Raw genomic sequence first — 16,686 nt, forward strand, 5'->3', positions numbered from 1 at the left:
TATCGCATCATGGACATCGAACAATATTTATTAAAACAATGACCGAGCATCTTTATGATAAAAAATAACAGCAAAAATACAAACACAGTGGCAAGTGTAGATGGCGAATGTGTGCCATTGTTTACCAAAGATTATAATGTCTATATTAACCATACTGATGCGGGCGGTATAGTCTACCATGCCAATCATTTGGTGTTTTTTGAAAACTGCCGCCGTGATTGGTTTGGGAAACTGAATTTGAATGGGTATTTTTTGCAGACTGACGATGGAGAAATCCAGCATTTTGTTGTGAGTCAAGCAGACTTGCAATACAAAAAAGCCATTCTGTTAGATGAAGTCATCAATGTGCGTATCGATAAAGTTGAGTTAAAACCTGCCAGCATTATCTTCTACCAAAGCATTCATCGTCACAGCCCAAACAGCCTTTCTCCCGATAATGCTAATAGCAATGCCAATGCTAGCAGCAGCTTATTAAGTAGTGGCAAAATCGTCATTGCTTGTGTGCAAAACCAAGTCAAAACCAAGCCTGTATCCAATAATAAAGCCGATACTGCGGTTGCTAGCACCACGCCCATGCGCCCTATTCGTGTCCCAAAAAATTTACGCGATGCCATTGAGCAAGCGATTTACGAGCAGCTGAATACTTAGTGGCTAAATATTTAATGATAATGTCTTATGAATCTTCATAGTACTAAGCCGATACTGACATTCGAGAGTATTCAGGTGCACAGTAAACGCACAGCCATCATACCTGCCTATAATGATAGCAAGGTTAGCGATGACAATATTAACAACAAACATATGGAAGCTACAGAAGCCAAAACATCTGTGCTATCTAGTATTTGTCAAAGATTGATCGGCAAACTAAGACCAAACACTGCCTCTAAGCCAATCGTACCTGCTCATCAACGATTATTAATCAACGGAGCCACAGGCAAGCTGTTAGCAGGTCAAGTAACCGTGTTGACAGGCGCTTCTGGTAGTGGTAAATCGGTGTTGTTACGGGTATTGGCTGGGCTATTGCCCATGAGTAGCGGCAATGTGTATTTGCGCCGTGATGACGGATCAACCAGCAGTGCGTACTATAGTATCCATGATACTGCACCGATACAGTGGCGCATGCATGTTGCCCTACTCGCACAGCACCCACAATTATTAGAAGGCAGTGTACTTGAGAACTTGCAAATGCCTTATCGGCTACAAGCGCATCAGCATCACAGCTTTGATATCGACTGGCATATCGCACAGCTTGAGCACTTGCAACGAAGCGCTGACTTTTTGCAGCAAGATGCCTATCATCTATCGGGCGGTGAGCGGCAGCTGGTCAATACATTACGTCTCTTACAATTGAAGCCGCGGGTGTTGTTACTAGATGAGCCTACCGCTGCCCTAGACAGTGACACTTCAGCCCAGCTCGTACATCTACTCACAAACTGGTTACAGGCAGATAGGCGGCGTACATTACTATGGGTAACTCACGATACGCAAGACATCATGCCATTGGCCGATCGGCATTGGCAGATGCAAGCAGGGGTATTAACTGAGATATTCTAACGCTGAGCTAAGCCTGTCATGTCACTCTTTAAAATGATCTTTCTTAACAAAGTCGTATTAGTGTCTATCTTATATTCGTCATTTTATATAGTGAGCCACGATGAGCGGTACAGATGACATACAAATATTTTTAACTTACGGTGATATTGCCCTTGCCAGCAGCTTAATCATCATCGTTCTTATTATCTCTTGGCGGCTACGCTTACAGCTGACCAAAACGCTTTTAACCGCGGCTATCCGCACGGTGCTCCAGCTTAGTTTTATCGGTTTGATATTGGCATGGATTTTTGCCCGTGAACAGTGGTATGAAGTCCTGTTAATTTTGACCATCATGACCTTGATTGCAGGCGCTGCTGCCAAAAATCGCGTTAAACGTAGCTATAAAGGTTTGTTAACTGACACTCTGCTAGCAGTAAGCGTTTCGGCTATATTAGTCACTGCGATAGCCATCATGATTATTTTAAAGGTACAGCCTTGGTACACACCGCAATTCGTCATTCCTATCTTGGGGCTGATATTGGGCAACTCGCTCACCGCTATCTCATTGACCAGCAACCAGTTGATTGAATCCTTCCATGAGCAGCAAGGACGTATAGAGATGATGCTCAGCCTATCTGCTCGCCCATTTGAAGCGGTACATGAACCAATACGCGCTGCCATTGTCAATGGCATGACTCCAACTCTGAACTCTATGCTAGTTGTCGGTATTGTTAGCTTACCAGGGATGATGACTGGTCAAATATTGGCTGGCGCTGACCCCACTCAAGCGATTCGCTATCAGATAGTCACTATGTTTTTGATATGTGTGAGCAGTACGCTCGGTTGTACAATCAGCGCGTTACTCATTTATCGACGCTTTTTTAATAAAAACAAGCAGCTGATATTGCCTTCATAGCATTCAGTATGACTAAATCTCAAATGAAGGTTCTAGGACGTGTCCTCATTTAAAAAGGGAAATAAAAATGAGATAAATTGCCGTCAAACAAGGAAAGTAGCGCAAATAATATCGAGATATTAATAAGCTATTTGACGATGTTTGGCAAAATTTAGCCATTTTTAGGCCATTTAGAAAGTAATCGATTGAATTGAGGACACGCCCTAGCACATCTTTGGTTGATATATTAATTTTGGCTGTGATGGTTTTTTTAACTGACGCCTTTATTTTTATCAAGATTTATACTCATCCAGTGGCAAACAGGGATGCTACCTATTCATGTTAAATTATATATGAATCGTATTTTTCAGCTTTATTTATGCACTGCTCAGTATTTCATACTAGTATAGTATTTGATGACATTCATGCTAATGTATTGCTTAAATGTATCATTATTTTCTGATACCTTAGTGTTAGATAGATAACAGGTAGAGCTTATTTAAGAGTAAAAATGCTTTTATGATTAAGCTATCTGTCCGTTCAATTGAGTTAATTATCTGCCTAATAATAGTTAAGTCCTTTTGGACGATGGCAACAAAACCTAGCAGCCAGTCAATAGATAAGGATATTATCACTCTCAGCGGCAAACGGTTTACGTCAGCGCTGATGTGTTTATTGACACGGATATGGCTGCTTTACTACAGAATTCACCCTATTTTAAACTTCAAGGACGCTGACTATGACGCCGAATAAACCTTGGCTTGCCCATTATCCTAATGGTGTACCAAAGACCATCAACCCCGATAGATATAGCAGCATCATGGAGCTGTACGAAGAATGCTTTGAGCGCTTTCGTCTGCACCCTATGAGTATCTGTATGGGCGTGACGCATACCTACGATGATGTTGATAAAGCTTCGATTGCCGTTGCCGCATGGTTGCAGGCGCAAGGTCTACCTCAAGGCAGTGTGGTTGCACTCATGATGCCAAACGTTCCGCAATACCTGCCAACGATGATTGGTATTTTGCGGGCAGGCTACGTTTGTACCCCTGTTAACCCACTGTATACTGGTCGTGAGCTGCGCCATCAGTTGAACGACTCGGGTGCTCAGGTTATTTTTGTGGTCGATAACTTTGCCCAAGCGCTTGAACAAGTCATTGATGAAACCCATATTAAGCGGATTGTCCTCTCAAAAATGGGCGACATGATGGGGTTAAAAGGTATCTTGGTGAATACCATCATCCGTCAGGTCAAACGCTTAGTACCGAAGTACAAACTGAATGACCCTAAGCACGAAGTGACCAAGTTCCCTGATGTATTGAAGAAAGGTAAAAACCTTCCGTTCCACAAGCCAAAAATGCAATTGGATCAAAAAGCATTTTTACAATACACGGGTGGGACAACAGGGCTGTCTAAAGGGGCTATTTTATCTCAGCGTAACATCGTCGCCGCTGCGATGCAGTCAGAAGCATGGACCAAGCCGATTACCTCAGAGATTAATGAGGTTTATATCAATATGGTCATGGCGTTACCGCTATATCATATTTTCGCCTTTATGTTGAGTCTACTCGGCATGCGCTCAGGCTATACCTTTATCTTGATACCCAATCCGCGTGATATACCAGGATTTATCAAAACCTTATCAAAACAGCCCTTCCATATATTGCCAGCGGTTAATACCTTATTTAAAGGCTTACTTGATCATCCAAACTTTAAAGATTTGGACTTTAGCTCATTACGTATCTCGCAAGCGGGTGGTATGGCAGCGACTGAACAGACAGCTGCACGTTGGCTTGAGACCACTGGTTGCGCCATGATTGAAGGTTGGGGCATGACAGAGGGTGTTGCCGTGGGTACAGCCAATATCATCACAGATCGTAAATTTAACGGTACGATTGGTGTGCCTGTCTCTAGTGTCGATGTCATTGTCATCGATGATGAAGGCAATCGCGTTGGTGTAAACCAAGCTGGTGAGATGTGTGTAAAAGGTCCTAACGTCACGGTAGGCTATCTTAACAGAGACAGTCGTGATGACTTCACGGCAGATGGCTACTTCCGCACTGGCGATATCGTCAGCATGGATGAAAAAGGATATTTTAGATTACTAGATCGTAAAAAAGACATGATTTTGGTGTCAGGCTTTAACGTCTTTCCAAATGAGGTTGAGTCGGTCATGCTAGATTGTGATGGTATTATTGATTGCGCAGTGATTGGCATTCCTGACGAGCGTCAAGGCGAAGCAGTCAAAATCTATATCGTCCCTGCCGACAACAATGTAACCAAAGAAATTATCACAGATTTTGCGTTAGACAATATGACTGGTTACAAATGCCCACGTCATATCGAATTTGTAAGTGAGTTGCCAAAGAGTAATGTTGGTAAAGTACTGCGTCAAAAACTGCGTGAAAAGCATATGTCGGAAAACCCGCAACCGTAAATAAAGCACCAATCGTCAAAAAGCGCTTTGCATCATATGCAGAGCGCTTTTTTATGCAAAAACTTAAGTCATGTTGAACATTGAATCAGAGTGCTGGTAGATATTATCTTTTGGTAAAGCAAAATTAAAAGCAATGAACTGCTAATGAATACTGTTCGCGAATATTCAATATGCCTCATAACCCTCATAACCCTCATACAGAAATTTTTCATGTTGTAACCATATTGTTAAAATTATCACAAAATAAACGTCCTGTAAAAAAGGATACTAATATAATCACTGGGGATATTTAAAGGGAAAAAACCGCTCATCACCGCCTACAAACCGCTTGTCCTTTAGATTGTGACAACATATATTTTTTACTTTATCAAACTTAATTGTAAACTATTAAGTTCTTGTATAATAATAACAATATCAATTGTAGTTATGTTAATGTGTTGTAAAAATAAGTGATGCTGTTTTTTATTAGAGTAAGTTGATAATATGCTCCATTCAAGTGAGTTCAGGAGCATTATTTGCAGGTGGCGATTTTTGTAGTTTCAAAAATATTAACCAGCTGTTTACTCTATTTAGACGCTCACTTTTTATAGCTAGATGAATCTGTAGTTAAATAATTTATATAGAGGCCAACGTATTTTAGCAGTCTGTGAATTGATAGGATAGCACGCGACAATCCATTGCTTTCAAAGCGATGATTTATATTGTTGACAGGGATGTGACTACTTTTTTATAGAACCTTAACATTTAAGGACGCTAAGTATGACAGTAGATAAACCTTGGCTTGCGCAATATCCAGAAAACGTACCCAAGACTATTAATCCTGATCAATATGAGAGCCTCATAGAGCTGTATGAGGAATGTTTCAATCGCTTTCGTATGCACCCCATGACTATTTGCATGGGTGTTACGCATACTTATGGTGACGTGGATAAAGCCTCACTTGCTGTTGCCGCATGGTTACAAGCGCAAGGGATTCCTAAAGGCAGTGTAATCGCATTAATGATGCCAAACGTCCCACAGTATTTGCCAACGATGATTGGTATTTTGCGGGCGGGTTATGTGTGTACCCCTGTGAATCCACTATACACAGGGCGTGAATTACGCCACCAATTAAATGATTCCGGTGCTCAGGTTATTTTTGTGGTCGATAACTTTGCTCAAGCACTCGAACAAGTTATTGAAGAAACCGACATCAAGCGTATTGTCCTCTCTAAAATGGGTGACATGATGGGGCTAAAGGGTATTTTGGTCAATACGGTTATCCGTCAGGTCAAACGCTTAGTGCCTAAGTACAACTTGAATGACCCTAAATACGATGTGACTAAATTCCCTGATGTGCTTAAAAAAGGCAAAAACCTACCTATCCAATCACCAAAAACCACATTGCAACAAAAAGCGATTTTGCAATATACCGGTGGAACGACTGGTTTGTCGAAAGGCGCTATTTTGACTCAGCGTAACGTCGTCGCCGCTGCAATGCAGTCAGAAGCTTGGTACCGTCCCGTCACTTCAGATATTAATGAAGTCTATATCAATATGGTCATGGCGTTACCGCTCTATCATATTTTTGCTTTTATGTTGAGTCTACTCGGCATGCGCTCAGGCTACACCTTTATACTGATCCCGAATCCACGCGATATGCCTGGCTTTGTTAAAACACTATCAAAGCAACCGTTCCATATATTTCCAGCGGTTAATACTTTGTTTAAAGGCTTGCTTGACCAACCAAACTTTAAAGATTTGGACTTTAGCTCACTACGCATCTCGCAAGCGGGTGGTATGGCGGCAACTGAGCAGACAGCTGCACGCTGGTTAGAAGTCACTGGTTGTCCGATGGTTGAAGGTTGGGGCATGACTGAAGGCGTCGCAGCTGGTACGGCTAACGTCATCACTGATCGCAAGTTTAACGGTACGATTGGCATACCAGTTCCTAGCGTAGACATCATTGTTGTTGATGATGAAGATAATCGTGTCGGCTTACATCAAGCTGGTGAGATGTGTATTAAAGGCCCAAATATCACCTCAGGCTATTTTAATAAAGACAATAGTAATGACTTTACCAGCGATGGTTACTTCCGTACTGGTGATATCATCAGTATGGATCAAAAAGGCTATATCACTTTACTTGATCGCAAAAAAGATATGATTTTGGTTTCAGGCTTTAACGTCTTCCCCAATGAAATTGAGTCCGTCATGCTAGATTATAAAGGCATCATTGATTGTGCAGTGATTGGTATTCCTGATGACCATCAAGGCGAAGCCGTCAAAATTTATGTCATCCCTGCTGATAATAATGTTACCAAGAGTGATATTAAAGAATTTGCTTTGGACAATTTGACTGGTTATAAATGCCCGCGTCATATCGAATTCTTAAGCGAGTTGCCAAAGAGTAATGTTGGTAAGGTACTACGTCAAAAGCTGCGTGAAAAGCATATGTCGGATAATCCTCAAACCTTGTAGTAATTAAGCTTTAGAATTAAGACAATAAAAAACCCTCAACATTAATGACGAGGGTTTTTTATTGGCTTCTTTTTGGCTTCACTGCTGTTGGTATCAAGGCAATAAAGCAACTAATTGACTTTATTAACCACCTGCAATGGCAAATGCTTCATTGCTTGACCGACAATAGACCAAGGTAGGCTTGGTACACAAGCTTCATCGACCTCAGCTTCAATCGCTGCAACGATAGATTTGGTGCCCGTATCGGCATCTACTTCAAAGGGTAATGGTTTGGCATTTTCATTAATTTCAGTACGGATATAACCCGGATAAATGGTCGAGACTTTAATAGGCAATTTGGTTAACAACATATCAGCACGAATGCCCTCTGCCAGATGAGCCAGACCCGCCTTACTTGCGCCATAAGCGGTCAAGTGCTTAGGCAGGCCACGCATTGCTGACATGCTTGATATCACCACCAAATGACCGCTGTTTTGCGCGCGAAAGATATTCATCGCCGCTTCACATTGCGCGAGCGCAGAGACAAAATTAATCTCAACGGTACGGCGGTTGGTGTCAAAGCGTCCTTTGCCAATACGGCGACTATCCCCGACTCCCGCATTGACTACAACACGATCAATATGACCAAAATCAGTAGCGAACGCATCAAATACGTCAAATATCGCATCATAGTCGCTGACATCTAATGCTCGATATTCAACACGAATATCAGGATACGCTGCCATCAACTCTGATTGTAAACGCTCTAAGCGATCAGTACGGCGGGCACAAATAGCCAAGTTATAGCCAAGCTTAGCAAACAATTTTGCCATGCCTTCGCCCAATCCAGAGCTGGCACCAGTGATTAATACTGTTTTACCATACCCAACCTGCTGCTTACTTAAACCTTTTAGATATCGCGCGGGCTGAATCGCGCTAAAGAGCTGATTTTTACTTTGTTTGGCGCTTCTGGTGACTAAGTTGATCAATTTATTTTGCATGGAACATCCTGTTTACATCAATATTATATGAAGTTGACAGTCTATAATATCGCAAATTTATAGAGATAATTTATCTGTCATAAAAATAAACAAAAAGTATGCCTCAATAATAATAACCAATTTTAACGACATAAAAAATGGCTACATGTTTAGAGTAGCCATTTTATCCTGATGCTAATCATAGCTTAATCATAGCTTAATCATAGCCTTGATGTCTCACTGCTATCGCGTACTATTTTATCGCCAAGTCACGAAGCGTTTGCCATCAGCGAATAAATGGCTGTATTCATTTAAAGACAATAGCCGTGTACTTTGCTCTTTTAAGGTAATAGACGTTACGCCCGTATTAACCAAGCTTTTATTGATTTGATACGCAGTCTGACTCCCTTGTTGTAATAACTGTGCAGTAATAGCAGCGATAATGCCGCCCGAGGTAAACACCAATACCGTACTATCACGCTCTAAGTTTAGATTGACCACTTGCAGACGCACCTGCTCAAGCGCTTGTTTTGCCCGCTCATTAAATTGCACCCAACTCTCGATATAATCGCTGTCATTTTCACCGGCATGCCAGCGCTGCATCGCGGCATCAAACAGCTCCGCTAAACGCGTAGATGGCACTTCTGCTTGCGCAATCTCGGCCGCAATCGCACCTTTACTCATAAAAGCAGGATCAGACTTTATAAACACATCTTTATGATTAAACTCATTAAATTGTGGCAATATATAGCTATCTGGTGCATTAATATCGATTGCAGGCTTACTGGATATATCGGTATCAACAAACGACTGATAACGCTGCCAAAAATGATGCGCAGAGTCTTGCTGCCTGACCAAACTACCAGTGAAAATCGCATCGATTCGACGCTGAGTCGTCGCGTAATGCTGACCTAGCATCTGCGCTTGTCTGCTTCCTAGCTCTGAAAGTTGATCGTAATTCTCTTGTCCAAATGACGCTTGACCATGACGGGCCAAAAGTATGGTTGTCATAAACTATTGCCTTATTAGTGGTACTTTTATAATTTTTAAACGTCCTAGCTTTATAATTTTTAAGCTGCTTACTTTTCAGCTTTAGGCATGTTTTGTCCAAAATAGCTCTTCGGCAAAATACCTTTGATAACAGCCTGTATAGAAGTTGGTAACTGCTCAATCATCGCAGCATCAACACCCATATCCTGTAGATGTGGCTGTACTCGGCTAGTAAATAAAATCTCACCTTCATATTGAGCAATCAGCTTTAGACATTTAGCATGTAGTACGTGCACAATAATCCAGAAGTTCTTAAAGGCTGGATTGGTCGTTTGCTTGTGATAGTAGCGATAGTAAATTTGCTGCACGATGCCTGCTAAACGGAATAACCCAAACACTTCATAAAACGTCCAGTTGTTTATCTCTAGACCTGTCTGCTCAAGATAATAATCAACTACCTCATCGCGAGTCATCATGCCTTTTAAATGCGTAGGCTGACGGCGTGACTGCTGCATGATGATGTTGTCATCTTCTTCAATCCAATACGCCAATGCACTACCCAAATCCATCAAAGGATCACCCAAGGTTGCCATTTCCCAGTCGAGCACACCAATGACCTTGGTCGGATCATCAGCAGCCAAAATCACATTATCAAAGCGCCAATCATTATGAATCAGGCACGTTTTACTGTCAGCAGGCGTATGCTTACCAAGCCATTGACGTACTAAAGCAAAACTTGGGACGTTAGGTGTTTTGGCTTTGACATAACGCTTATCCCAACCAGTTACTTGACGCTCGCAATAACCTTCGCCGCGTCCAAGATTGACCAAATCAGGATGCGCTTTATAATCTACTTGATGCAATTCTATTAAAGCATCAATGACATTGATACATAATGCACGCGTCTGCTCTTCGTTTAAATCAACCCCTTTTGGCAAATTGGCACGAGGAATGATGCCCTCCATACGCTCCATGACATAAAAATCAGCACCGATGACGGACTCATCAGTACATAGCGCGACCATTTTAGGTACGTAAGGATAAGCATCCTTTAAAGCTTTTTGGACAGTGTATTCACGCACCATGTCATGTGCTGATTTGGCTTTAGTGCCTTTTGGCGGACGGCGTAAAATCAAATCTTGGCTTTTACTTTCAGCGTTACCTTTGCCTTCATATTGCAAGCGATATGTCCAGTTTGAGGCACCACCCGAGAATTGCGTAACCCTTGGTTCGCCTTCTATATCGACACCTTGAGCACGTAGCCAGTCACTAACCGCTTTGGTGTCAAGCGCTTCGCCCTCGCGAACATCGCCGCCTTTATCCAATATTTTATTAGGTGATTCATGATGGGTATCAGTGTTGTTGGACTGATTATCAGTTGCCATGAGATATTCCTTATCTTGTGGTCAGTTATTTTTATAAATAGTGAGTATAGGTATGAAAATTCACTATTAATGGTGTAATAGTGAATTTTAATTAAAGATTAAGTACAGTAAATGGTCATTTAAACCAATTTCTATAAGTCTATTACCGATTAAACTTAGGCTTTAGCAGGCTTTGACGGACGACTAAAACCTTGACGCTTTAATTCTAACTTAGCAATCATGGTTTTATGCACTTCATCAGGACCATCGGCTAAGCGCAGCGCTCGTGCTTGAGCAAAGAAGCTCGGCAGCATGGTATCTTGACAAACGCCCATACCACCATGAATCTGAATCGCCATATCAACCACTTCTTGCAATACCGTTGGCGCAACTACTTTAATAGCAGAGATTTCAGTCAATGCTACTTTGGTACCTTGCGCGTCCATTTTTTGCGCTGCATATAGTGTCAATAAACGCGCTTGATCAATCTTAATACGCGCTTCAGCGATACGCTCAAAGTTACCGCCCAATTGTAGCAATGGCTTACCAAAAGCCGTACGTTCCATGCCGCGTTTGACCGCTAGCTCTAGAGACTTTTCAGCAGCACCGATACAACGCATGCAATGATGAATACGCCCTGGCCCTAGGCGACCTTGCGCAATCTCAAAACCCATACCCGGTCCACCGATAAAGTGGCTGACGGGTACACGTACATCATTGAAGCTGACTTCGCCATGACCGTGCGGCGCATCATAATCGCCAAATACTTTCAGCATGCGCTCGATATTAACACCCGTTGACTTTGCTGGTACTAATACCATCGAATGCTGATGATGACGGTCTTTATTCTCATCAGGCGTGTACGCCATTACAATCAAAATATCAACCGCAGGGTCACCAAGACCTGATGACCACCATTTACTGCCATTGATGATAATCTCATCACCATCGACGACAGCGGTGGCTTGCATATTCGTCGCATCACTGGAGGCGACATCAGGCTCAGTCATACAAAATACCGAACGCGTCTTACCTTCTAATATTGGTGTTAGCCATTTGTCTTGCTGCGCCTCGCTCCCATAACGCCATAGCAACTCCATGTTGCCACTATCAGGGGCATTACAGTTAAACACATAAGGTGCTAATAAACTGCGCCCTGTTAGCTCAGCAATCGGTGCATAATCGGTAACCGACAGCCCCGCCCCTAGCCTGTCATCTGGCAAAAATAAATTCCATAGACCAGCTTCGCGTGCTTGCTTACGTAAGCTCTCATACTTTTCTGGCCATTGCCAAGCTTTCCAATTTCCATCCGGGTTTTGTGCATGACAATCTGCCCAAAACTGTGCCTCTATTGGTTCAATGTGGGTTTCGATAAATGCTTTGACTTTGGCATGCATGGCTTGACCATGTTCGGTGGCGGTAAACATCAATGTATTGGTAGACATAGCTGGCATCCTTTTCCTTGCTGATGGTTAATTATTTTCATCACGTTCACATAAAACTTTGATAAAAAGCCCAATATTAATTTTATAGTGTACGTGCGTATACTCTTTTCTGTATGCCACATTTATAACACAGCATTTATGAATAAACAGCAAAAAGGCGCGACCCGTTAGGACACGCCTTTTACAAAATACAAACAATGCACGATTCAGTGTTGCCAGGCTAAAATACTAGTGACCAAATAACATCATGATATTTAAACTTATTTTAGGATATTCAAACGACTGTTTAAATCAAAACGTGCCAATGCATCTGGCAGCTTATCAACGGCCATGCTGATAGTCGCTTCTGCGGCTTGTGACAGCCCTAATTTTTCTGCCAATGTTGGCTTTTGGCGTGAATGCAATGCATACACTTCATTGTTTTCCATACGCTCTAATAGATAACTGTCTGATGTCTGTAATTTATCTACCAAGTTTAAATGCAATGCATCTTCACCGTACCAATGCTCGCCTGTCGCGACTTTATCTACATCAAGCATACCACGATAGCGATTGACGAAGTGCTTAAACAACTCATGCGTTTGCTCTAGCTCTTCTTGGTATTTAGCACGATCTTCGTCGTCATTCTCACCAAATACGGTTACGGTACGTTTGTAATCACCAGCGGTAAACATCTCATAATCGACGTCATGATTTTTCAGCCATTTATGAAAGTTTGGCAACTGTGAGACCACACCAATCGAGCCAATAATAGCAAATGGTGCTGCCACGATATTATCCGCCACACATGCCATCATGTAACCGCCACTAGCGGCGACTTTATCGACACAGACAGTCAGTTTTAAACCAGCATCTTTTAGACGTGCCAATTGCGCTGCTGCCAATCCATAACCATGCACCAAACCACCGCCTGATTCAAGACGCACCACGACTTCATCGCCTTTATTTGCCGTACTGATTAATGTGCTGATTTCTTCGCGTAAATGTTTAACTGCCGTGGCTTTGATATCACCGTCAAAGTCGAGAACGAAAATTTGGGATTTATTGTCACTGTTTTTTTTCTTATTTTTGCTTTTTGCCTTCAATGCTTGCTTGGCTTTTTTAGCCATTACTTTTTTGAATTGCTTAAGCGCGGCTTTACCTTGAGTGGCCTCCATTAAGTCTTCACGGCGTTGTTCTTGGTTTTTATTTAGATGGACAACTCGTAACTCAACAGGGTTTTTAGCAGGGTGAAAAAGCATGAGTAGCATTCCTTACATGATTAAGATAATTTTAATAGGATTTTATAAGTGATCCTGATATGTGCGCAGTGGCTGATATTTTCAAGCAAAATGACAATATTTAACCCAATGCAAATGTTACTGAATAAATACGCCCATTACTGATACTTTCCTACGCTTTGATTGGACGCCACTGGTTGTATAACAAGGGCAGATTAGGCATAATATGCGTTTACACCAAATTTTCTGTAGCCAACGTGATGACCATTTGTCTTAATCGCGTTATTTGTGCGTTTTTAGCAGATAGCTTGAATCGCACAGCAATGGCTGCATTATTGTATTTCGAATTGGGCTGACAACTGGATAATTATATTATGACGCAAAGCACTATGACGCATAGCGAATATCGAGACGAATATTGCGGAGCCGTAACCGAAAGCTTCATTGATCAAACCATTAGTATCGTGGGCTGGGTACATCGTCGTCGCGATCACGGTGGCGTGATTTTTTTAGACATGCGTGACCGCGCTGGTATCTTGCAGGTAGTCGTTGATCCTGATACCCCAGAAGCCTTTGCTACTGCTGATGCGGTACGTCCTGAATATGTGCTAAAAATCACTGGTCGCGTACGTCGCCGTTATGAAGGTACTGAAAACAATAATATGACCAGTGGTCAGATTGAGCTTCTGGGCAAAGAAATCGAAGTATTGGCGAAATCTGAAACACCGCCTTTTCCATTAAATGATGAGAAAACCACGGTCTCAGAAGACTTGCGTTTAAAATACCGCTACCTTGATATGCGTCGCCCGCAAATGCAAGAGCGTATGGTTTTCCGTGCTAAAGCCACATCAGCGATTCGTCGCTATCTAGATGACCATGGTTTCTTAGACGTTGAGACTCCTATCTTGACTCGTGCAACACCAGAGGGCGCACGTGATTATCTTGTGCCTTCACGCACACGCCCAGGCAACTTTTTCGCATTGCCGCAATCACCACAGTTATTCAAACAGTTGTTGATGGTGTCAGGTTTTGATCGTTATTATCAAATCGCAAAATGTTTCCGTGACGAAGACTTACGTGCTGACCGTCAGCCTGAATTTACACAGGTGGATATTGAAACTTCTTTCTTAAACGAAGAAGAAATCATGAACATCAACGAAGGTCTGATTAAGCATTTATTCAAAACCATGATGGATGTTGAGTTTGAGCAATTCCCACGCATGACTTACGCTGAAGCGATGCGTGACTATGCCTCAGACAAGCCTGACTTACGTATTCCATTAAAACTCATCGACGTTGCCGATTTAATGAAAGACGTTGATTTTAAAGTATTTGCAGGTCCTGCTAACGATCCTAAAGGTCGCGTTGCTGCCCTACGTATCCCTGGTGGTGCTTCATTAAGCCGTAAGCAAATCGATGCCTATACTAAATTTGTCGGTATTTATGGTGCACGTGGTTTGGCTTATATCAAAGTCAATGATGCGAGCAATATCAACAACGGCGTTGACCAAGAATCTGGTTTACAGTCTCCTATCATCAAAAATATGACCGACGATGTATTGGTAAGCTTGATTGAGCGTACTGGTGCAGAAAGCAATGATATTATATTCTTTGGTGCGGATAAAGCCAGTGTAGTAAACGATGCAATCGGTGCACTACGTCAAAAGATTGGTCTAGACCTTGAGATGACAACGTGTGAGTGGGCGCCACTTTGGGTGACTGACTTCCCAATGTTTGAAGAAACTGACGATGGTCGCTGGACCTCAATGCACCATCCGTTCACTAAGCCTAAAGGTTCTGTTGAAGAACTAAAAACCAATCCTGAAGCTGCACTTTCTATTGCTTATGACATGGTGTTAAATGGTACAGAAGTTGGCGGTGGTAGCTTACGTATCAATACCTTTGATATGCAGCAAGCCGTACTTGATGCTTTAGGTATCGGCGAGCAAGAGGCTCAAGACAAGTTTGGCTTCTTACTTGACGCCCTAAAATTCGGTGCACCTCCGCATGGTGGCTTGGCCTTTGGTTTGGATCGTCTGATTATGCTTATGGTAGGCGCGGATTCTATCCGTGATGTCATCGCCTTCCCAAAAACCAAAACTGCTGAATGCCCACTAACTCAAGCACCTGCTGAAGTCGATAGCAAGCAGCTACGTGATCTTGGTATCCGTGTGCGCGAAAAAGCACAGGCTGACACCAACAAACCTGCTCAATAAATGGTCTAACGATGTCCGGATATTTTTTTCAACGCTTATTACGTGATTCATCACTGTGTGAATGGTTATGAATCCGTATCATATTTTTAAAATCGTGCCATTGTCTGTCTTGCAGATACTGGCACGTTTTGTTGCGTGGGTGATTATCAAGATACCCAGTTTAAGTATCATGCGTACGGTCAGTATCAATATGGCGTTAATTGCTCCTAAGCTGACCGATGTGCAAAAACAAGTCTTAACCAAAGAGATTATTTATCACCAGTGTTTGACCAGTATTGAATCTATCAAAAGCTGGGCCATGCCACCTGAGTGGAGTATCGCTCAGATTCGCGACGTCCATAATAAAGACATTTTATTAGAAGGACTTGCTAATTCCAACGGCATGCTAGCTATCGTTCCGCATCTCGGTACGTGGGAGATGATGAATGCCTGGCTCAATCAATTTGGTTCCCCAACCATTATGTACAAACCTGTTAAAGGTAATATTACCAACAACTTTGTGCTACAAGGGCGTTCAAGGCTTAATGCGACCTTAGTACCAACCGATGGTAGCGGTGTAAAGGCAATATTTAAAACACTCAAACAAGGTGGCTTTAGTATTGTCTTACCCGATCATGTTCCCGACCCTTCAGGCGGTGTGGTTGTGCCCTTTTTTGGCATTAAAACGCTAACTAGCACGCTTGCTTCTAAACTTGCTAGTAAAACCAAATGTGCATTGGTCGGCTTATCTTGTATTCGCCGTGACGATGGTCATGGATTTGACATCTATTGCTATAAGCTTGATGATCTCGCACTTTATGATCGTCATGCTGAGACCGCCGCTTATGCACTTAACCAAGCCATGCAACAGATGATTGAATCGAAATGTAGTCACTATATGTGGGGCTATCGGCGTTTCAAGCACATTCCCACATTAGGGAATCCTTACAACGTTGATGAAGAAACTTTGGCCAAATTCATTCGTGACAACAAACTGGCTGACCATAACGATCACAACGTTCATGATACAACCACGCGCTCTTGCAATGAGCAATGACCTTACAATTAGCCAAACGTTTAGAGATATCGTGAATCATAGCTGTGATAGTATTGGCTGACTTTTGTACCTTTAAACGTTACTAAGGCGTGTTCTCAGTTCAATCGATTGTCTTATCAATGGATTAGAGA

The 16,686-nt window shown here is 42.3% G+C and carries 12 protein-coding genes; 7 read left to right on the forward strand and 5 right to left on the reverse strand.

Annotated features, from left to right (window positions below; genetic code table 11):
• Positions 1–54: 54 nt before the first annotated feature.
• The 5 genes from JMX93_RS00645 to JMX93_RS00665 all read left to right on the forward strand — a co-directional run bounded on the left by JMX93_RS00645 (position 55) and on the right by JMX93_RS00665 (position 7,325).
• Entirely contained in the window at positions 55–648 is a 594-nt protein-coding gene (locus JMX93_RS00645; RefSeq protein WP_198331912.1) for a hotdog family protein, read from the forward strand.
• A 27-nt stretch (positions 649–675) separates the two neighbouring features.
• The gene (locus JMX93_RS00650) at positions 676–1,554 is read left to right on the forward strand and encodes an ABC transporter ATP-binding protein (protein WP_499203553.1); all 879 of its coding nucleotides are present in this window, start codon (positions 676–678) and stop codon (positions 1,552–1,554) included.
• Positions 1,555–1,654: 100 nt separating this feature from the next.
• Positions 1,655–2,449: an ABC transporter permease gene (locus tag JMX93_RS00655; protein ID WP_193012807.1), complete on the forward strand. Its 795-nt coding sequence runs from the start codon at positions 1,655–1,657 to the stop codon at positions 2,447–2,449.
• A gap of 718 nt (positions 2,450–3,167) precedes the next feature.
• Positions 3,168–4,865 carry an AMP-binding protein gene (locus JMX93_RS00660; protein ID WP_499203554.1) on the forward strand — a complete coding sequence of 566 codons (1,698 nt, stop codon included), beginning with the start codon at positions 3,168–3,170 and terminating at the stop codon, positions 4,863–4,865.
• 759 nt (positions 4,866–5,624) lie between these two features.
• Positions 5,625–7,325 (forward strand): AMP-binding protein, encoded by a 1,701-nt coding sequence (locus tag JMX93_RS00665; RefSeq protein ID WP_499203555.1) that lies wholly within the window; start codon positions 5,625–5,627, stop codon positions 7,323–7,325.
• Positions 7,326–7,435: 110 nt separating this feature from the next.
• Here JMX93_RS00665 and JMX93_RS00670 read toward each other — a convergent pair whose 3' ends face one another.
• The 5 genes from JMX93_RS00670 to sohB all read right to left on the reverse strand — a co-directional run bounded on the left by JMX93_RS00670 (position 7,436) and on the right by sohB (position 13,324).
• Positions 7,436–8,305: an SDR family oxidoreductase gene (locus JMX93_RS00670; protein ID WP_499203556.1), complete on the reverse strand. Its 870-nt coding sequence runs from the start codon at positions 8,303–8,305 to the stop codon at positions 7,436–7,438.
• 237 nt (positions 8,306–8,542) lie between these two features.
• Positions 8,543–9,295 carry a histidine phosphatase family protein gene (locus JMX93_RS00675; protein WP_499203557.1) on the reverse strand — a complete coding sequence of 251 codons (753 nt, stop codon included), beginning with the start codon at positions 9,293–9,295 and terminating at the stop codon, positions 8,543–8,545.
• 68 nt (positions 9,296–9,363) lie between these two features.
• Positions 9,364–10,659 carry a phosphotransferase family protein gene (locus JMX93_RS00680; RefSeq protein ID WP_499203558.1) on the reverse strand — a complete coding sequence of 432 codons (1,296 nt, stop codon included), beginning with the start codon at positions 10,657–10,659 and terminating at the stop codon, positions 9,364–9,366.
• A gap of 155 nt (positions 10,660–10,814) precedes the next feature.
• Complete coding sequence (locus tag JMX93_RS00685) at positions 10,815–12,065, reverse strand: acyl-CoA dehydrogenase family protein (RefSeq protein WP_499203737.1); 1,251 nt, start codon at positions 12,063–12,065, stop codon at positions 10,815–10,817.
• A 278-nt stretch (positions 12,066–12,343) separates the two neighbouring features.
• Entirely contained in the window at positions 12,344–13,324 is a 981-nt protein-coding gene (gene sohB, locus JMX93_RS00690) for a protease SohB (protein WP_198331921.1), read from the reverse strand.
• A gap of 368 nt (positions 13,325–13,692) precedes the next feature.
• On the opposite strand from sohB, the gene aspS reads away from it, so the two are divergent.
• Both aspS and JMX93_RS00700 read left to right on the forward strand, forming a co-directional pair.
• Positions 13,693–15,519, forward strand: coding sequence for an aspartate--tRNA ligase (gene aspS / locus JMX93_RS00695; RefSeq protein WP_198332046.1), 1,827 nt, complete (start codon positions 13,693–13,695; stop codon positions 15,517–15,519).
• Positions 15,520–15,586: 67 nt separating this feature from the next.
• Positions 15,587–16,555, forward strand: coding sequence for a lysophospholipid acyltransferase family protein (locus JMX93_RS00700; RefSeq protein WP_499203559.1), 969 nt, complete (start codon positions 15,587–15,589; stop codon positions 16,553–16,555).
• Positions 16,556–16,686: the final 131 nt, after the last annotated feature.

It is taken from the genome of Psychrobacter muriicola 2pS (assembly GCF_904846535.1).
Taxonomy (GTDB): Bacteria; Pseudomonadota; Gammaproteobacteria; order Pseudomonadales; family Moraxellaceae; genus Psychrobacter; species Psychrobacter aquimaris.

Excerpts from the sequence above, each read along its gene's own strand:
- JMX93_RS00685 (WP_499203737.1), bottom strand. The coding sequence starts at position 12,065 with ATGTTTACCGCCACCGAACATGGTCAAGCCATGCATGCCAAAGTCAAA.
- JMX93_RS00680 (WP_499203558.1), bottom strand. The coding sequence starts at position 10,659 with ATGGCAACTGATAATCAGTCCAACAACACTGATACCCATCATGAATCA.
- JMX93_RS00700 (WP_499203559.1), top strand. The coding sequence starts at position 15,587 with ATGAATCCGTATCATATTTTTAAAATCGTGCCATTGTCTGTCTTGCAG.
- sohB (WP_198331921.1), bottom strand. The coding sequence starts at position 13,324 with ATGCTTTTTCACCCTGCTAAAAACCCTGTTGAGTTACGAGTTGTCCAT.
- JMX93_RS00660 (WP_499203554.1), top strand. The coding sequence starts at position 3,168 with ATGACGCCGAATAAACCTTGGCTTGCCCATTATCCTAATGGTGTACCA.
- aspS (WP_198332046.1), top strand. The coding sequence starts at position 13,693 with ATGACGCATAGCGAATATCGAGACGAATATTGCGGAGCCGTAACCGAA.
- JMX93_RS00670 (WP_499203556.1), bottom strand. The coding sequence starts at position 8,305 with ATGCAAAATAAATTGATCAACTTAGTCACCAGAAGCGCCAAACAAAGT.
- JMX93_RS00675 (WP_499203557.1), bottom strand. The coding sequence starts at position 9,295 with ATGACAACCATACTTTTGGCCCGTCATGGTCAAGCGTCATTTGGACAA.
- JMX93_RS00650 (WP_499203553.1), top strand. The coding sequence starts at position 676 with ATGAATCTTCATAGTACTAAGCCGATACTGACATTCGAGAGTATTCAG.
- JMX93_RS00645 (WP_198331912.1), top strand. The coding sequence starts at position 55 with ATGATAAAAAATAACAGCAAAAATACAAACACAGTGGCAAGTGTAGAT.
- JMX93_RS00665 (WP_499203555.1), top strand. The coding sequence starts at position 5,625 with ATGACAGTAGATAAACCTTGGCTTGCGCAATATCCAGAAAACGTACCC.
- JMX93_RS00655 (WP_193012807.1), top strand. The coding sequence starts at position 1,655 with ATGAGCGGTACAGATGACATACAAATATTTTTAACTTACGGTGATATT.